The organism is Chroococcidiopsis sp. CCNUC1 (assembly GCF_023546805.1).
Lineage (GTDB): Bacteria > Cyanobacteriota > Cyanobacteriia > Cyanobacteriales > Chroococcidiopsidaceae > Chroococcidiopsis > Chroococcidiopsis thermalis.
Genome location: NZ_CP097480.1, coordinates 2,144,324 through 2,163,552 on the forward strand (window position 1 = coordinate 2,144,324; position 19,229 = coordinate 2,163,552).

Annotated in this window: 9 protein-coding genes; 3 read left to right on the forward strand and 6 right to left on the reverse strand. The window is 44.6% G+C overall.

Annotation, left to right across the window (positions count from 1 at the left end; genetic code table 11):
- Nucleotides 1–48: 48 nt before the first annotated feature.
- The 4 genes from M5J74_RS10055 to M5J74_RS10070 all read right to left on the reverse strand — a co-directional run bounded on the left by M5J74_RS10055 (nt 49) and on the right by M5J74_RS10070 (nt 5,450).
- Nucleotides 49–399 (reverse strand): PDGLE domain-containing protein, encoded by a 351-nt coding sequence (locus M5J74_RS10055; RefSeq protein ID WP_015153979.1) that lies wholly within the window; start codon nt 397–399, stop codon nt 49–51.
- Between the two features lie 103 nt (nt 400–502).
- Nucleotides 503–1,255, reverse strand: a complete 753-nt coding sequence (gene cbiM / locus M5J74_RS10060; RefSeq protein ID WP_015153980.1) for a cobalt transporter CbiM — start codon at nt 1,253–1,255, stop codon at nt 503–505.
- 424 nt (nt 1,256–1,679) lie between these two features.
- Nucleotides 1,680–4,304: a condensation domain-containing protein gene (locus M5J74_RS10065; RefSeq protein WP_250016505.1), complete on the reverse strand. Its 2,625-nt coding sequence runs from the start codon at nt 4,302–4,304 to the stop codon at nt 1,680–1,682.
- Nucleotides 4,305–4,373: 69 nt separating this feature from the next.
- The gene (locus tag M5J74_RS10070; protein ID WP_015153982.1) at nt 4,374–5,450 is read right to left on the reverse strand and encodes a DUF362 domain-containing protein; all 1,077 of its coding nucleotides are present in this window, start codon (nt 5,448–5,450) and stop codon (nt 4,374–4,376) included.
- A gap of 718 nt (nt 5,451–6,168) precedes the next feature.
- On the opposite strand from M5J74_RS10070, the gene M5J74_RS10075 reads away from it, so the two are divergent.
- The 3 genes from M5J74_RS10075 to aroA all read left to right on the forward strand — a co-directional run bounded on the left by M5J74_RS10075 (nt 6,169) and on the right by aroA (nt 16,759).
- Nucleotides 6,169–10,824 (forward strand): MupA/Atu3671 family FMN-dependent luciferase-like monooxygenase, encoded by a 4,656-nt coding sequence (locus tag M5J74_RS10075; RefSeq protein WP_250016506.1) that lies wholly within the window; start codon nt 6,169–6,171, stop codon nt 10,822–10,824.
- A 101-nt stretch (nt 10,825–10,925) separates the two neighbouring features.
- Complete coding sequence (locus M5J74_RS10080; protein ID WP_250016508.1) at nt 10,926–15,185, forward strand: amino acid adenylation domain-containing protein; 4,260 nt, start codon at nt 10,926–10,928, stop codon at nt 15,183–15,185.
- Nucleotides 15,186–15,412: 227 nt separating this feature from the next.
- Nucleotides 15,413–16,759 carry a 3-phosphoshikimate 1-carboxyvinyltransferase gene (gene aroA / locus M5J74_RS10085; protein WP_250016509.1) on the forward strand — a complete coding sequence of 449 codons (1,347 nt, stop codon included), beginning with the start codon at nt 15,413–15,415 and terminating at the stop codon, nt 16,757–16,759.
- Between the two features lie 50 nt (nt 16,760–16,809).
- Here the strand turns inward: aroA and M5J74_RS10090 are convergent, their stop codons facing one another.
- Together M5J74_RS10090 and M5J74_RS10095 are read right to left on the reverse strand one after the other, a co-directional pair.
- The gene (locus M5J74_RS10090) at nt 16,810–17,670 is read right to left on the reverse strand and encodes a class I SAM-dependent methyltransferase (RefSeq protein WP_015153986.1); all 861 of its coding nucleotides are present in this window, start codon (nt 17,668–17,670) and stop codon (nt 16,810–16,812) included.
- Between the two features lie 370 nt (nt 17,671–18,040).
- Complete coding sequence (locus tag M5J74_RS10095) at nt 18,041–19,147, reverse strand: HEAT repeat domain-containing protein (protein ID WP_250016510.1); 1,107 nt, start codon at nt 19,145–19,147, stop codon at nt 18,041–18,043.
- Nucleotides 19,148–19,229 lie beyond the last annotated feature (82 nt).

A 19,229-nucleotide genomic window follows, 5' to 3' on the forward strand; every position in this document is an offset into this window, starting at 1 on the left:
CCAGCCACTGGTTCCACCAGCCACTAGTCACTGATAGCTGACAACTGCTTACCGATCGCCTTCCTCGGAGGAGCTAGACTCACCACGGACAACTATTTTCCCGATTCCCCAGGCTAAGCCGAAAGTAGCTAGCGTACCGACTAAACCAGCTATGGGGGTTGCTATTCCTTCAGGAACTCCTCGCAGGGCATATTCATCGAAAATGGAGTAAAAAGGTAACTTGCTAGCTGGGGCATCCTCTGCGGCTTTGTCTTCAAATTTAAGGTCTTGGGAAACTCTGTCTAAGCCGTCGGGATCTTGGCTGGCAAAGGGAGAGAGGAAAACGGCAACGATGAGGGCAATTCCCAATCCAGCGATCGCAAAAGCACGGTTACGCGATCGCGTCAAATTATTACTCATACGGTAGTCTCGCTAAAATCAGTTCCAAAGCTTTTCAAAATCGAGAGGGACACGAGATAAATGTCTGCTTTTGACTTTCGACTTTTGACTTTTGACTTTTTCCCTAGCTCCCAACTCCTATTCTGTTTCTTGGCGATACAGCCCGACGGGGTGGATCGTAAAACATATCGGGGCGAGTTCGCCAGATGAAGACAAGTGCTACAACTGTAATTGCGGCTTCACCAATCCCAATGAGGACGTGCCATGTTGCCATAGCTCCGATTGCGACTGCTAAGGGAACGGTTCCAGAGATAGCAAGTTGAATCGCGCAAATAATCGCGGCAATCATGACACTTGCCCAAGCCGCGATTGCTGCTCCTACAGCCATCCCTGATAATTTATTTCTACCAATGGCAAAGCGAATTGCTTTGTAAAGGTAGTAACCGGCAAACGTACCGATCAGACCCATATTGAAGATGTTGGCTCCTAATACTGTCAAGCCTCCATCTTGAAACACCACCGCTTGGACGATGAATACGACTGTCATCACTAGCGTTCCCGCCCAAGGACCTAAAAGCGCTCCTGCTAGAGTACCTCCCAGCAAATGACCGGATGTACCTCCTGGAATGGGAAAGTTGATCATCTGTGCGGCGAAGATAAATGCAGCGCAAACGCCCATTAGAGGCACTGCCTTTTCCTGGTAGTCTGCTTGCACGCGATTTAGAGATATAGCGATCAGGGCGATCGCCAGTATCCAGGTAACAGCAATTACGGGTAGGTTTAAAAAGCCATCTGGGATATGCAGCGCTAGATATGGCTGTATTGAATGATACAGCCAACCAGAAGAAAGAGCTTGCATCAATGGAACGATTGGCATAGCTTTATGCTTTATTCAGCAGACATAATCTTAATCAGCCTTTTAATCAAAACGATTTTGTATAAAAATTTCAATCCTATAGGGGGGCATACAAATCAAGCTTTAGATTATTTTTATAAGATGGAAAAAATGTCTAAATTTAAGCAGCTAAATGCTAATTGTGTGCATTCTCTATTTCTACACCTAAAGATAGAGAAGCGATCGCATTACCTACGAACGCGATCGCTTCAGTCAATTCTCAATAATTTTTGTTCTGGTTATCGGCAACAAACAACGATTTAAACTCAGTTGCCCACAGCTTTCTCAATGCAAATTTTCAACTTCTCTGCCAAAAGTTTAGATGCCATGATAGAAGTATGATTCCCTGGAATATTAAAAACTTCAACTCCATCTCTGGCAATGCTACTCCAACCTAACCTGGCATCTACTCGATGTCCTGGGGAGTTTCTCCAGCTTTAAACACAGTAATTTTTCCTGCATATGGCTGAGCATTGTAAGTCTTTTGGACTTTGCTATAAATCTCCTCTAAACTTCTCAGATTTGTTGATATAACATCATCCATTTCCTCAAGCTGAGTTGATGGCGTAAGGAATGCCCAGGAAGAACGCTGTAGAATATACTTACTGATTTGAGCTAACTTCTGTTCCAAAAAGCTAGGGGCTGAAAAATGTCCCGGATCTGAAAAAATAGGATCTGATTTCTGCATATGGACTTCTGAGAAAAAGGCAAGCTTCTTCTCTCGATCTAATGTCTCTGCTCTAGCTTTAGATTGAAGCAGAACTTTTCCAACTGCCCCTAAAACTGTCTGAAGCTCGCTCAATAAAATCTTAGGTTGCGATCGCGTTTTAAGCAAGTAAGCAGGCAGCATATGCTGCCGAAGATAATCAACAGAAGATAGGAATCGCGGTAAAGGAGGAAGTAATGTAATTGCATCTGGACCATAAGTGTCAAACAAAGCTAGCAAAATTACTTCTTGTCCCTGTTGGCGCAGCTGTTGCGCCATTTCAAGTGCAATATTGCCACCATTGGACAATCCTCCTAGCATATAGGGTCCTTCGGGTTGAACGGTTTGAATTTCACGAATGTAGTCAGCAGCAATACTCTCAAAACTCAAGTGTACGGGTCGATTTCCATCTAAACCCCTCGCTTGCAGTCCATATACAGGTTGGTCGGCTCCTAAATTTCGTGCGACATCACGATAAATCAACACATTGAAACCAGCACCATGTACGCAAAAAAGCGGTAGTTTCTTAAAGTCGCCAGCTTGAATAGTAACTAGAGGAGACCAAGAAACAGTTTCTTCAGCACGTTGAACAACATCAGCTAATTGGCAAATAGTTGGTGCTTGAAATAGAACGGATAGCGGTAAGTTTTTCCCAAATTGCTTTTCCATTTCAGCAAACAGTTTCACGGCTAAGAGAGAATGACCGCCTAACTCAAAAAAGTTGTCGTAAATGCCAATTTGCGGATGATTAAGAATTTCTGACCATACTGCGATCAGTTTCTTTTCTATCTCTGTGGTAGGAGCTACAAATTGTCTGTTGGAATTCTGTGTCGCAGCTAATTCGTCTTTTAAATTCTCATGAAATTGAGTACAATCGATTGTTTCAGGAAGTACGATATCGGCAATTTTCAGCTCTTGGTTTTCAGTTACGCTTTCTAGCAGCGCTTGCAGATTTTGAATAATTTGTTTGATGGTAGATGTTTCAAATAATGCTGATTTGTACTCCAGCTTTCCAAAAATAGCATCCTTGCCGCTATCTGTGATATCTAAGCTCAGCTCCATTCGAGTCAAACCTAGTTCCACTGGGAAATCTCGCACCTGAAGATCGGGTAGATCGAGATTTTGAGCCGTAGTACTATCTCTTAGCAGCAGCAAGATTTGAAATTGAGGAATACTTGCTAGAGATGCAGATAAGCGCTGGAAGGGTAAATCTTGATAGCTATAGGCATCAAGCGTTGTTTCTCGAACTTTTGTTAAAACTTCACTAAAGCTCAAATCGCTGGAAAAATTCGTTCGTAGAAGTAGATTGTTAGAAAAATTTCCCACTAGTTTCTCGACTTCTCTACGGTTGCGATTTGACATAAGCGTGCCGATGCTAATGTCGTTTTCTAACGTACAGCGATGTAAAATGAGCTGAAATAAAGCCACAAACGCCATGAAAGATGTAACGCCTTGCTGACGACATAACTCTCTTAATTTATCGGATAAAGTTGAGAAAAACTCAAATTTTTCACATCCTGCATCAAGTGTTGCAAATTGGCGACTTTGATAAATGGGCAATTTTAATTGTGTAGGTGCGCCGCTGAGTTGCTGTTTCCAGTAAGTAGTTTGCGGTTCAAATATTGCATCAGAAAACCATTGTCGTTGCCAAACTGCAAAGTCAGGATATTGGATATTTGGTTCTAGAAGAGAAGAGCGATCGCCAACTAAAATTGCTTTGTATAAAGTCGCTAACTCTTGTAGTAAGAATCTGAAGGACAATCCATCGGTAGCAAACTGGTGCGTCACCAACAATGCTAAAAACTCTTGTTCTCCAAGGCAAAATACTATAGCTCGAAAAAGTACATCTTGTGATAAGTCAAATGGTTGTCGTGCGATTGCTTCCGCCTGACTTGTAGCACGTTCTAACCTTTCTTCTTGAGAAAAATGACTGAGATCGATTATCTCCACCCAAGGTTTGAAGGTAGTCATCACTGTTTGAACTGGTTGGCGATCGCGTACCGTACACGTAGTTCGGAAAATCTCATTGCGCTCGATCAGAAGATGTACGCTTTTTTCAAAAACTTGTAAGTTAAGATTTCCAGAAATCTGAAAAGCTACAGGTACGTTATCAACAAATGTATCTGGAGACAACTGAGCAATAGTCCAAATTCTTTCTTGAGAATAGGACAGTGGAATTAGCTCCGATCCCATTCGTTTTGGGATGGCAAACTGAGCCAAATCTTCACCTTGTTTTTTTAGTAGTAGTTCCAATAACTGACGTTGTTCTGTTGATAATTCGACTAAACTTTGAAAAATATTACGTTCTGTAATGAATGTTGCCATTGTTTTACCTAATTTAAACTGTTGTCGTGGGGTGAGCGTTGCCTGCTCGACGCTGAGATTTGAATATTTTTAAGTCATAATATATGGACGAATTCCATCAGCGATTTTTTGACTAGCTGCGTCGGCTGTAATTAATTCAATCTGCTCTGAATTAGCAGCTCCTAAGCCTAATTCTATAGCTCTACGAATTTGTTCTAAATTCCAAATTGAGCCTTGAGCTACTTCTGGTGTTGTACCGAGCGATCGCAATATTCCTAAAGCAACGACATCAACTGCAACCCGATCTGTGCCAGCTAAAATCACATTTGCAGCGACTTTATCGCCAGCTTCAGGTCCACCTTTGACAAAGGCTTCGACTCCATCCATTAAGACAAGACTTGGTTGGTAAACAGAGTTAATTTCTGCAATCATCAACTGCATATACTTTGATGTATGCAAATCGTTCATATAGTTGAAGCGATCGCCAGGAACGTACTTTGCTACCATACCCACAGTATTTTTAAGCGAAAGAGTATAGCGAGCGCCACCGTGAGTTTTCAGACAACACATATTCACAACTGCTTCTGCATCCAAAATCGGACGAGCAAAGGCAAAACCTTGTTGCCAGTGAGTTCCCTCAGCAGAGAAATACTGCCAATCTTTAATACTCAACTCGTCTAAGACAATTGCATTAAGTCCGTAGCGATCTGCTAATTTAAACACTCCCTTAGCTTCCATCGCTTGCCGCGTCTGCGCCATACCAGAGCGATCGCCGATACTAATTTGTCCTGCTCCAGCATTTTGTAATTCTTGTATTAGAGCTTCTAGCATTTTGGTATCTGTTGCGGCTGGAGCGGGATCGGCAGTGTTGTAGTTGGGTTTGAGGAAAATGCGCTTTCCTTTTATACCATCTGGTTGCAACAGATCGAGAGCGCGGCGTGTTCCGTTGACTCGATCTTCGCTATATACGAGTACGACTTTACCAATTTCATTTGATAGTGATAACGGTGCAACTTTCTTCGCATCTGCATACTTGGCTTTAGTAGCTTTTAACGAAGTTTTGACGGCATAAAAAGTAGGAGGAAATATTGCTGCTCCAACTGCTAGTCCAGTCAGTTGCAGAATACTGCGCCTCTTATGCTTGAGGTTAGGAAATTTATAGGACATAATTTTCTTGACTAAAAACCAAATTTGTAACGTAAGGTAGCGATTGCTTAAAGCTCGATCGCCAGTGGTAGGCTAACTTTACTAATGCTTCAAATAATAGTAGATATATTTCAGGGAGAAAGGCTGAATTGATTGTAGTTGAAACTACAAATACTTATGGAATATCCAGTATATTGCAAGCAAATAATACTCAGCGAATGGTCAAAAATGGTATAAAGAAAAAGCCACTTTATTAAAATTTAACGCAAATCATTCAATCTTGTGTTTTAGCTTCATAAAATATTAGTTTTTATAAGTTATTTATTGATTGTGGATTATACTTTAAAGATTCTGGCTTATTAATTGATAGAGAGTCAAGTCATATTAAACCATTTCTGAAATTGGTAGTAATTGATAAAGCTCTCTGTAGAAATACTGATGTTATTAACACTGGTTATTGCCGTTCGTTTTTGATGATTCCTACTAAGTGAATGTTCGATTGGAATTTTCACTGAGTTGTTTTGCGCTTCCAAAGTGTAAAGTGTGGATGAATACTAAAACTATATTCAATCGTATTCTAAACAAAATAACAGTTTTTAAAAACTGTGAAATTGCTTACAAAGTGTTGTTGGCAATCTTCAGGCAACAGGGTATGTGGCTTGGCGGCTCGTATGAGTAATAACTCAGTGAGTACAGTAACTTAGATGATTCAGTCGATCGCGTATATTAGGAAATAATTATGTCTAGTTTCTCTTGTTTTGTTGTAGGTAATGGTGTCCTTGCAGTAAAGTGCTTAGAAATTTTATTAAAAACAGAACATAAAGTCCTTGGAGTTTATTCAGCAGATAACTCGCTAGTTAAGTTTGCAGAGGAACTTGGCATTCCTCATGCTCCTTCTCTACCTACCTTTGAAGATCGGCTACTTAGTACTGAGTACGACTACCTTTTTAGTATTAACAACGTCTGGTGGATCGTACCACCAAACGTCATTACCCAGGCACGAAAGGCAACAATCAACTTTCACGATTCACTTTTACCAAAGTATGCGGGGTTATATGCAACATCTTGGGCGTTGCTTCATGGAGAACGGCAACACGGTATCACCTGGCATGAAGTTATCTCTGACATTGACGCTGGACGCATTCTCAAACAGCAAATAGTACCTATTGAACCCACTGATACAGCATTCGATCTCAATGCTCGCTGCTTGGATGCCGCGATCGCAACCTTTAACGAATTCATAGAGGAACTGGCAACCGATCGGTTAAAGCCATTGCCACAGGATCGATCGCAACAGAGTTATTTTGGTTCCAGCGATCGCCCAGCAGCAGCTTGCATTTTGGCGTTTGACACGAGCAGTAAAGAGCTTTGTAATTTAGTGCGGGCATTAGATTTTGGTCCAATCCGCAATCCACTAGGCTTACCCAAACTCTGTTTACCAGATGGAGTCGTTGCTGTAGGAGTTGTTGATGCAGTAGTAACCTCCCACGCAAGTGTGGGGCAGGTGTTAGAACTCGATACAGATGGAATTTGCATTGCCACTAGGGATGGTGCAGTACGGCTGAGCCGTCTGACATCGCTTGAGGGAAAACCCCTCACGTTAGAAAACTTGCAGCAATCTTACGGCGTGCGTGTTGGCGTTATTTTGCCCGGACTCAATGCCGAACTGAGAGATGCGATCGGTCAGCGTAATGCGGCGATCGCTCGTCACGAACGGTCGTGGGTCAAGCAACTGGCACAAATGACTCCGTTTCAACATCCCTATTTACAGGTTGGAGCGCTGAATACGTCGTCCGATCGTTTGCGCCGATACCCGATTTTGCTGCCAGCCAAACGGGTAGAACCGCGATCGCTACTAACCATGTTCGCAGCTTATTGCACGCGATTGGCAACAGAGTCAGAGTTTGACTTGGGGCTGCAAACCGCAGCACAGCGCAGTATTGCCCCAGAAATTTTTGCTCAACAAGTGCCGATTCGCGTTCAGTCTGTTGCTGAGGAACCATTTACCGATTTTCAGAAACGCTTTGAAGCAGAATTAGATCGTGCGTCTCGTCTAGGTAGTTACACCTTAGATATCTTTGCCCGCCATTCAGAATTACAGCAGCTTTCCCAAGATGCCCTCCAAGTAACAATTGTTCTTGTGGAGAACCCCAATCGACTGGAATGGGCTGATTTAGGAGCAACAATTGCCCTGGTTGCCTATGAAGATGGCAGCTTGCCGGAATTGATTCACGCTGGAGCGATCGATGAAGTAAATAGTGCGGCGATCGCCCAGCAACTTCGGAGTCTGATCGATGCCTGTGTCGAACATCCCGAACAATTACTGCACCAACTCCCCTTACTCTCCGCTACAGAACTACACCAAATTGTGGTGGAGTGGAACCAAACAGTAAAACCATACTCTAGAGATTGCTGCATCCATCAGTTGTTCGAGCAGCAAGTCACCCTCCATCCCGACGCGATCGCCGTTGCTTTTGAGGAGCAACAGTTAACCTACGGAGAGTTGAATGCCAAAGCCAATCAACTAGCTCGTTATTTACAACAACAAGGCGTAGGTCCCGACGTTTTAGTAGGGTTGCACGTAGAGCGATCGCTCTTAATGATGGTAGCGTTGCTGGGAATTCACAAGGCAGGCGGTGCTTACGTTCCTCTCGATCCAGATTTTCCACGGGATCGGCTCGGCTTCATGTTGCAAGACTCTCAAGCTCCGGTTATTGTCACCCAGCAACAATTAATGAGCAATTTGGTTGTCGAGCCTGGTGTCAGTGTTATCCCCATCGATACGATGTGGGACGAGATCGAGCAACAGGCGATCGCCAATCCTAATAGTGGAGTCAAGCCGGAAAACCTGAGCTACGTTATCTATACATCTGGTTCTACTGGTAAGCCCAAGGGTGTGATGGTAGAACACCGTAACGCAGTCAATTTCTTTACGGGGATGGATGGAGTTATCGAGCATAATCCTCCTGGAGTCTGGTTAGCGGTCACGAGTTTGTCCTTTGATATTTCCGTGTTAGAGCTATTTTGGACGTTGGCACGGGGGTTTAAGGTCGTCATTTACAATGCCAAGAAAGAGCGTACCGCTGCCAAGCCGTCATCGCTCCAGAATACAAACAAGGCGATCGATTTCAGTCTGTTTTATTTCTCTAGCTACGAAAATGGTGGGGATACTGCCGCTAAATACCGTCTATTGACTGAAGGCGCTAAGTTTGGCGATACGAACGGATTTAAAGCAGTCTGGACTCCAGAACGGCACTTCCATGCCTTCGGGGGGCTATTTCCCAACCCTGCCGTTACCAGTGCAGCGATCGCGGCAACGACGAAACAGATTCAGATTCGGGCGGGTAGCTGTGTTTCTCCACTGCATAGCTCGGTACGAATTGCCGAAGATTGGTCTATTGTGGATAATTTGTCAGGCGGTCGGGTGGGGATTTCCTTCGCTGCTGGCTGGCAACCAAATGATTTTGTCCTGCGCCCGGAAACCTTTGAGAATCGTAAGGACATTATGTTCCAGCAGATTGAGGAGGTGCGATCGCTCTGGCGTGGGGAATCTGTAACTTATCCGAATGGAAAAGGTGAAGCCGTAGCCGTTCAAACGTTGCCACGCCCGATTCAACCCGAACTTCCAGTCTGGATTACTGCCGCAGGCAATCCAGAAACATTTCGCATGGCAGGTGCTAAAGGTTTTCACCTTCTGACTCACTTATTGGGGCAGAGCCTAGAAGAATTAGCAGAAAAAATTGCCCTTTACCGACAAGCGTGGGTAGAAAACGGACATTCCGGTCAGGGGACTGTAACCTTGATGCTCCATACCTTTGTAGGTCAGAGCGATGATGCCGTCCGCGAAATTGTGCGTCAACCGATGCGGCAATATCTCGCCACTTCTCTCGATTTAATCAAGCAAGCTGCATGGGCTTTTCCCACTTTCAAGCAGAAAACCACGAACGACAAAGGACAATTTGCTATATCCCACTTATCCGAGCGAGATATGGATGAGGTGCTGGATTTTTCCTTTGAACGCTACTTTGAAACCAGTGGTTTGTTCGGGACTGTAGAAACTTGTTTGCAGATAGTCGATCGCATCAAAGGCATTGATGTGGATGAAATTGCTTGTTTGATTGACTACGGCATCGACACCGATCTAGTCTTGTCCCAACTGCCACTACTCGCTCGCGTCAAGGCGCAGTCCAATCTGCCTATGACTGAAGTTGCAACACAGAATAATTCTGTGGCAGGACTGATCGAGTGTCATCAAGTGACACACCTGCAATGCACTCCATCAATGGCAGGTTTGTTGATTGCCGATACCGCTACCCGCGCCGCTATGAAACAGTTACGTCAGATGATGGTTGGCGGCGAAGCTTTGACCGAAGCCTTGGCGCTCCAACTCCAGCAGATCGTGGCGGGACAAGTTCACAATATGTACGGTCCTACAGAAACTGCCATTTGGTCGGCAACTCATACGCTGACGCAAGTAAATGGAATCGTTCCCGTCGGTCGTCCGATCGCTAACACTGAGCTGTATATTTTAGATCGGAACGGACAACCCGTTCCCGTGGGAGTTGCAGGCGAACTGCTGATTGGGGGCGAAGGTGTGACTCGCGGTTATCTGAATCGACCGGAGTTAACTCAAGAGCGGTTTATTCCCCATCCTTTGAGCCAAAATCCGGCAGACCGTCTCTACCGCACAGGAGATTTGGTACGCTACCGCAGAGATGGCAATGTAGAATTCCTCGGTCGGATCGACTTTCAAGTGAAAGTGCGGGGCTATCGCATCGAATTAGGCGAAATTGAGACAATTTTAAGTCGTCACGAGGCAGTTCGAGAAGCAGCGATCGTGGTTCGCGAAGATGTACCGGGTGACAAGCGCCTAGTTGCCTACGTGTTACCACAGCCAGGACAACAGCCTGCTAACTCACAGTTGCGAGAATACTTACTCGCTCGATTGCCCGAATACATGGTTCCCTCCAACTTTGTCGTGCTAGAGGCTTTTCCCCTCACGCCAAACAATAAGGTCGATCGCAAGGCACTGCCTGTGCCGACGACGGTGCAGTTGGATAGGGCGATCGAGCAGACAGCATCTCAAAACCAGGTCGAGCAAACCCTAATGGCGATTTGGCAAAACTTACTTCAGGTGTCTGAAATTGGTACGGGAGATAACTTCTTCAGTTTGGGAGGAAACTCCTTGATCGCCGTGTCATTGATGGGAACGATCCGCTCGACGTTTAGCGTTGACTTACCGCTAATTAATTTATTTCAATTTCCGACTGTCGGTGGTATGGCTCGACAGATCGAACAAGCTCAAGCTATGCAAGTCAATCTAGATGACATGGAAGACACGATCGCGTATTTGGCGCAATTGTCTGATGAAGAAGTGATGGCGCTGCTGAAATAACAATGCTGGCGATCGCCCTCTCAAAGAGCGATCGCCAACTAGCCACTTAAAACCCCTGCATAAATTTTTCCAAATCTATTCTGTTGGTATAAATCAAGCCAATGACTGAAATTATAAGCCAAAAGTTAAATTCCCAAGCGCACGTTGACAAACTCCAATCTCTTTCACCCGAACGAAAAGCTTTGCTAGCTCAGTTAATTCGCGAGAAAAAGGTAGGTGTAAAACAAGAGCGGCAACCGCAGCGAGCAGTATTTAACCTACCAACGATTACTGCTGCCCCTGACGAACGATTTCAGCCCTTTCCATTGACTGGATTGCAACAAGCTTATTGGGTTGGGCGCAGTGGTGAAGTAGAAATGGGACAGGTTGCCAGCCACAGCTATGTAGAATTGGAAGGCAACTTCGATCTGGAACGCTTGACTCAAGCTTGGCAACGACTAATAGATCGTCATGACATGATGCGGGCGATCGTTCTGCCGGATGGAACTCAACAGGTCTTGGAAAATGTGCCTTCCTATCAGTTTCGGATGCTCGATTTGCGGGGACGGGATGCGGAAACAGTCAACGCTCAGCTAAAAGACGTGCGCGATCGGATGTCGCATCAAATTCTTCCCAGCCATAAGTATCCCTTATTTGATATTCAAGCAACTTTACTAGACGATGGACGGACTCGGATTCACGTTAGTTTGGATGCTTTGATCTTTGATGGCTGGAGTATTGCAATTACTTATAAAGAATGGGCGGCGCTTTACCACAATCCTGAAACTCAACTAGAGTCTTTAGAAATTAGCTTCCGCGATTATGTCTTGGCAGAGCGATCGCTGTCGAATTCCGACGAGTATCGGCGATCGCAAGATTACTGGCGCAAACGAATTGACTCTTTACCTTTGGGACCAGATCTGCCCCTCGCCAAACAGCCGTCTGCTCTCACGAGTGGCAGGTTTGTGCGTCGAGAAGGGGTAGTAGAAGCTTCTATTTGGCAGCGAGTTAAGGCGCGGGCGACTCAATTAGGCATCACCGCACCAGGAATTTTGGCAGCAGCCTACGCCGAAGTTCTGACGTTATGGAATAAAGAACGACATTTCTGTATCAATGTGCCAAGTTTCAATCGCCTGCCACTACACTCGCAGGTGAATCGCTTGATTGGAGAATCTGCCTCATTTACCGTGCTGGAAGTTGACAATACGGGAGATGCTTCCTTTGCCGAGCGATCGCAACGCCTACAGGCGCAACTTTGGAGCGACATAGACCATCGTTTCTTTAACGGGGTCGAAGTCCTGCGGGAACTTGCCGTTGCTCAAAATCGACTCTCTGGTTCGCTGATGCCAGTTGTATTTACTGCAATTCCAGCAGATGAAACCGGACAAAGTACCTATGCTACAGTGCAAGCAGAGGCTCTGGGTGAGGTGGTATTTGCAATTAACCAAACTTCTCAAGTGTGGTTAGACAACCACGTTTTTGAGCATAATGGTGCGCTTTATTGCCACTGGGATACCGTGGAAGAACTTTTTCCTGAAGGACTATCCCAAAATCTCTTAGATGCTTTTATCCAATTGCTCCATCTGCTAGGTACTGATGAAAATCTCTGGCAGCAGAGTTGGTCGGAAGTCATGCGGCGGGTGATGGTGGCAACAGGTCAGCAGTTGGTAGCTGCCGGGGACGAGCAGCCAATGCCGGAAATCTTGCTTCACGATCTGATTGCGGCTCAAGTGCCTCAGCGTCTAGACCAAGCGGCGGTCGTTACTACTCAGAAAACTCTAACTTACCAAGAATTGTATTCCTTGGCAAACCTTTGGGGGCGGCATTTGCGGAATTTAGGAGCGCAACCAAACCAACCGATCGCAATTGTGATGGAAAAGGGTTGGGAGCAAGTGGTAGCTGCTCTGGGCATATTACACGCTGGTGCTGCTTACCTTCCGATTGATGCCACAGTCGGAAAAGAACGGCTTGACTACCTGCTGGAGAATGGTAAAGCTGAAATCGTCCTGACTCAATCTTGGTTAGACGATCGCCTGGAATGGAGCGATCGCGTGCAGCGCCTCTGCGTCGATCGCGAAAACTTGGAAAATATTGACGATCGCCCCTTAGAACCGATTCAAACACCTGACGATTTAGCGTTTGTACTTTATACATCGGGTTCTACTGGCTTGCCAAAAGGAGTGATGATTCGCCATCGTGGGTTAGTGAATGCGGTTGTCAGCACTCAAAAGCAATTTGAGATTAATTCTGGCGATCGCATTTTAGGATTGACAGCTTTACATCACGATATGTCAATTTTTGACATATTTGGCGTGTTGGGTGCTGGAGGAACCTTAATTATTCCCGATGCCAGCGGACGACGCGACCCGTCCCATTGGTCGGATCTGTGCATGAAGCATCAGATTACGCTCTGGAACTCGGTTCCGGCAATGATGGATATGTTCTTAGAGTATGCAGGCGATGCGCGTGGCGCAAGCTTCGCTTCACGCGCGGATGTCATTCCATCGACATTGCGGCTGGCATTTCTAGGTGGAGATTGGATTCCGTTAACGATTCCCAAACGTCTTGAGGCGCTGGTAGAAGGAGCGAAAGTAGTCAGCGTCGGCGGTCCTACAGAAACAACGCTGTGGAATATTTGGTATCCGATTGAGGAGTTTGACCCGAACTGGAAAAGCATTCCCTACGGACGACCAATTTCCAATACTCGCTACTACATTCTCAACGATGCTTTGGTGGAATGTCCCGCTTGGGTGTCGGGGGAGATGTGCGTTGCTGGCGTGGGAGTTGCCAAAGGTTACTGGCACGATCCAGAGAAAACCAACGCCAAATTTATTTTGCATCCCCGTACTGGCGAACGAATTTATCGAACTGGAGATATGGGACGCTTCCGCCCCGATGGGACGATCGAGTTCATGGGACGGGTCGATTTTCAAGTTAAAATCAACGGTCAGCGGATCGAGCTAGGGGAAATCGAGTCAACTTTACAACAACACGCAGGTGTTAATTCGGCGATCGCGACGACTTACGACCAGAAAGGCAAAAAGCTTTTAGTAGCATACGTCATTCTGGCGAAAGAGTCAGAGCTAAATACTGACGAACTGCGCTTGTTTTTACGCGGTAAGTTACCAGAACATATGGTTCCTGCTGCTTTCGTAATGCTAGAACAGTTTCCTTTGACTCGTAATGGCAAAGTCGATCGCAAAGCGCTACCCGCACCTTTTGCAGCAGATGCTACCCCTGCTAAAAGTACAACTCAAAAGCAGTCTTCAGGGATTCAGGCAAAAGTCAGTCGAATTGTGTGTAAAGTATTGCAGTTAGAAAATGTCGATTTGGACGCGAATTTATTGAGTGTAGGGGCGAATTCGCTCGATATGGTGAGAATTGGCAACCAACTAGAAAAGGAATTTAAGAATCGTCCCCGGATTGATGAATTGTTCCGCTTGCAGTCAATTCAAGCATTAGTTGATTATTACGAGCAGCAAGAAAGTAAATCGGTTTCTAGCAATACAGATGACAGTCTGTTAGGAAATAAGCTACTGTCTTCCTACAGGATTATTCTCGATCCTGTGGAGCGGGAGAAATTTAAGAAATCGCGCCCAGGAGTCCGGCGAGATCTGAAAGAGACACCTGCAATTCAATTAGAAAGACCTGTTGTTGATGAGGAGTTACAGAAAAAATATCGCGATCGCAGCAGTTATCGTAAGTTCTTGTTAAAATCAATTCCATTTGAGAATTTCAGCCTATTTTTAAGCTGTTTATCTCAAATTATCCTAGACGGTCAATCTAAGTTTCTCTATGCCTCCCCTGGCGGTTTGAATCCAACTCAAGTTTACTTGCATGTCAAACCCGGACGCATTGAAAATGTGCCAGCTGGTGTTTACTACTATCATCCAGAGGAACATCAACTCGTTGTTTTGACATCTAATGTCGATATTGACAGAGGAGTCCATATTCCATTCATTAATACACCAATGTTTGATGAATGTGCCTTCTCCATCTTCTTCATTGCCGATTTAGATGCGATTGGACCTGGCTATGGCGAGCGAGGAATTCACTTCGTTACCTTGGAATCGGGAATTATGGCACATCAGCTAGAGGTTTCGGCTCCAAGTTACGGAATTGGGATGTGTCAAGTTGGTAGTATTGCTTTTGAACGGATTCGTCCCTGGTTTAAGCTCAAGGACACCCATATCCTGATTCACTCCACGCTAGGAGGTTATATTGACTCTAGCCGCTCTAGCCGACCCGATCTGAGCAATACTTCGGGACAAACACCGGAGAAAATGGCAGTTGAATTGTTGGAACGAATCGAGTCTCTTTCTCCCAGTGAAGTTAAGGGATTGCTGGAGGCTTATCAACAGCTAGAAGGGATCAGGGAATAAGGGATTGAGACTTTTCGGTTAAGACTAGATCCCCCCTAACTCCCCTTAAAAAGGGGGAACAAAGCCCCTTTTTTAAGGGGGTTGGGGGATCTCCAAGATCTTTTCGTCGTTAAACGAGATGTATCGAGTAGGGAATGACTTTTCTTTCTATAAATTGCGACTAGGCGATCGCAGAGTCGGCAAACAAGATAAACTAACAAGCGCACTCAATCTGTTAATTTATCCCCATGTTGGCTTCTCCGTTCGCAGTTGAAACTATCGATCGCCAGCAAAATCTGATTGTCACTAGACCCCAGACAGGGTTTTGCTTGCGCGGTCGCATTCGGATTCCTGGCGATAAATCAATTTCCCATCGGGCTTTGATGTTAGGGGCGCTGGCAAATGGGGAAACCCAAATTCAAGGGCTGCTGTTGGGGGAAGACCCCAGGAGTACGGCGAGCTGTTTTCGAGCAATGGGGGCGGAAATTTCAGAACTCAATACAGATTTGGTGCGGGTGAAAGGGATCGGTTTGGGTCAGTTGCAGGAACCAGCAGACGTATTGGATGCAGGAAATTCTGGGACGACGATCCGGTTGATGTTGGGAATTTTAGCTTCTCATCCAGAAAGATTTTTTACAGTGACGGGAGATAGTTCGTTGCGATCGCGTCCCATGTCTCGCGTCGTCAAACCTTTGCAACAAATGGAAGCGCAAATTTGGGGACGTAAGGGTAATTCTCTCGCACCTTTGGCAATTCAAGGGCAAAACCTCAAACCAATCCACTATCAATCTCCCATCGCTTCGGCACAGGTGAAATCGTGTATTCTGCTAGCTGGGTTGATGACTGAGGGAAAAACAACGGTAACAGAACCAGCTTTATCCCGCGACCACAGCGAACGGATGTTGCAAGCTTTTGGGGCGCAATTGAGCGTCGATCCCCAAACCCATAGTGTCACGGTAACCGGACCAGCGCAACTGCAAGGACAGCAGGTAGTCGTTCCTGGTGATATTAGTTCGGCTGCTTTTTGGTTGGTGGCTGGGGCGATCGTCCCAGATTCAGAATTGGTCATTGAAAATGTTGGCGTTAACCCTACGCGCACTGGGATTTTAGCAGCTTTGGAAATGATGGGGGCAGATATTCAACTAGAAAATCAGCGAGTTGTCGCAGGGGAACCAGTCGCCGATCTACTGGTGCGTTCTGGCGGTTTAAAAGCGTGTACGATCGCAGGTGACTTAATTCCGCGTCTAATTGACGAAATTCCGATTTTAGCAGTAGCAGCAGTGTTTGCTAGCGGTACGACGATAATTCGGGATGCAGCAGAATTAAGGGTTAAAGAAAGCGATCGCCTTGCAGCTATGGCAACCGAGTTAAATCGTATGGGTGCGAAAGTCACGGAATTACCCGATGGTTTAGAAATTACTGGTGGGACGGCTTTAAAGGGTACGGAGGTAGATAGTTACACCGATCATCGCATTGCTATGAGTTTGGCGATCGCGGCTTTGAATGCCAGCGGTACGACAACTATAAGTCGAGCCGAAGCCGCAGCAATTTCTTATCCAGATTTCATCCCAACTCTGCAACAAGTTTGCCAGTAGCACGAACTACTTTTGCTGTAGGTGGGCAACGCCCACCTGACTATTTTGGTTTATTTCCTACCAACTAAGACTGCTGTTTGATAATTGTAAGCTTCTGTCGTTACCGAATGTATTTTGTAGAGCTTGCTCAGTTTTTTACAGAAATAATCGATGTCGTAAAAAACTTGCGAACCCGTATCGCGACCGATTGTCAGAACAGCCATATCATTTTTAGTTTGATTGTACAAATCTGAAGCTCGGAGTTTTTTAGACAGGAAAATGTTCTGGAAATCAGTATGCAGTAATTTGATAGTTTGATTGTCGTGAATTGTCAGGTAAAGCCTTCCTTTTGGAGAAAGAATTCGCCGAAGTTCTAACAACCAAGCTTCAGTCAAATCGTCAACGTGGGTAAATAGCGAACCAGCATAGATCAAATCGAAATATCGATCTTCAAATGGTAAGTGAGGAATTGTCGTTGTGACTGCAAAATTGAAGAGTGGCTCTAAGTGTTCTTTGCACCAATAAATCATGTCAGCATCAATGTCTACTCCCCAGATCTCGCATGACTGCGCGTATTTTTGCAAATGACGAGTCATTCTACATGCACCGCAACCAAAATCTAAAACGCGATCGCCTGCGGTTAGTGTAAGTCCTGAAGATTTGGCTAATTCCAACATCTTCTGCGTGTCTTCTGCTCCAGACGACAAGTATTCTTCCCTTGTCTTGCCATATCCTAACCAAAATTCTTGTGGAGGTACTGCTAATTCTACGTTATCGGCTTGCCGATCTGTAAGAGATGATTTGGGGATGACGTAAGAAGATACTCCCTTTTTATATGGCTTATATTTGTACAGCGTTGTGAAAAACCCAGCAAATTTGTGTTCTAGAGATCGGAGCCAAAATCTAAGTGAGGTTGGGAGTTTTTTGAGCATTTTGTCTATTGTTGGGCGTGACTAATACTACTGGAAAGCTTCTATTTCTACACACATTTTTTAACATTCGCTATCCATAGCCGTGCATATTAACATTAATTTGTGTCAAAAACAATTGCTAAAAGCAAAATTTTCTTTATTCAATTTTGATGTGTAACTGAAATCGTTGATTTTCAAGTTATAGAGCCTTTTTCTATTATTTGACAAATAACTATTTAGTGATTTTTGGCTTTAGCACTTAATAATGCTTCGAGCAAAAAACTATGTATAAAAAACAATACCTGAATCCACAAAATGTCTATCAATAAATAGTTCAAAAGCGATAAATTTGTATTCGCTCGTAGATTGAATAATATTTAATTTACTTATTTTATAGAAATGCTTGCAACTGATTTCGCTCTTGTGGTAAACCAAACGATCTGAGCAGATGCGCCATATTACTATTGAACTGCCAAACGTTATCATACGAGGCGATCGCTTCTATGACAGATTTTTGTACAGATGTATTCTTGTATTCGATCGTGTCTGCTAATTTGTGTCCGTTAAAAGCTAGATATAGTAGCGTTCGTACTACACTTAAAGCACTATAACCATCTACAGTTTTCAGAGCATTTATTAAGGCTGGAATGACAACATTTCCTGTTGCCCCTAGATAGCATAAGCAAGCGCAAGCATCGCTAATAACATCGCTATTAGCCCAAGGTAATCGAGCATACGCTTCTTTCACAGATATCGGATGTTCGATAATTTCGATCGGTATTGCTATGGCTTCCAGTGGAGTTTTATCTTTTGCTAGCCTTACAAGTGTCATTGCAGCCGCTAAGCGCACGAGATCGCTTTCCTCAGAACTCAGAAATTGCATAAATAGTTCTATGTTTGCTAATTGCGGCGGCTCCAAAAAACCCAGGCTTAATATTAAACTGGCTCTGACTTGAGAGCTTCGTTCTTGCGCTAAACAGTGCTTTAGATAAGGAATAAATTCCGACGCTTGCCGTTGGCAATAAGCGAGGATGTAAGGTGCAGCAATTCTGAGTTTTGAATCATTATGTTTTAGCAAACTCAGATAAACATTTATCCCACTATGAACAGCACGATTAACACGTCTTATCCAGATCATTTCGTGTTGTATTTGCACTTGAAACTCAGGCTTATCTAATTCATCGTTATAAAACAATAAATTTTGATGTTCTTCTAAATAAGAATGACTGCGTGCTAGGTGTGCCAAATAAATTAAAATTTTATCTCTATCTTGTACTGCTTCAGTTTGACTCAGTTCTAGTAAAAATGGTATTGCGTATACTGTAGCTTCAAAAACAGTACCTTGATGATAAATATTACTGTACAATTTAGACAAAGCATCTTGACGAGACGGGGCATCAGCGGAGGCTAAACTTCTGAGCAGCTCGGGTACATCATCAGCCATACCGTAAGCGTGTTCGAGTTCGTGCCAATTAATTACTTCTAAGCCTTCTAGCACAATTTATTCTCCAGCAGAGTAATGGCGCAATATTTACCTCACTGCCATCAAGATTTTATCTAGCCATTTTTGACTACTTCCA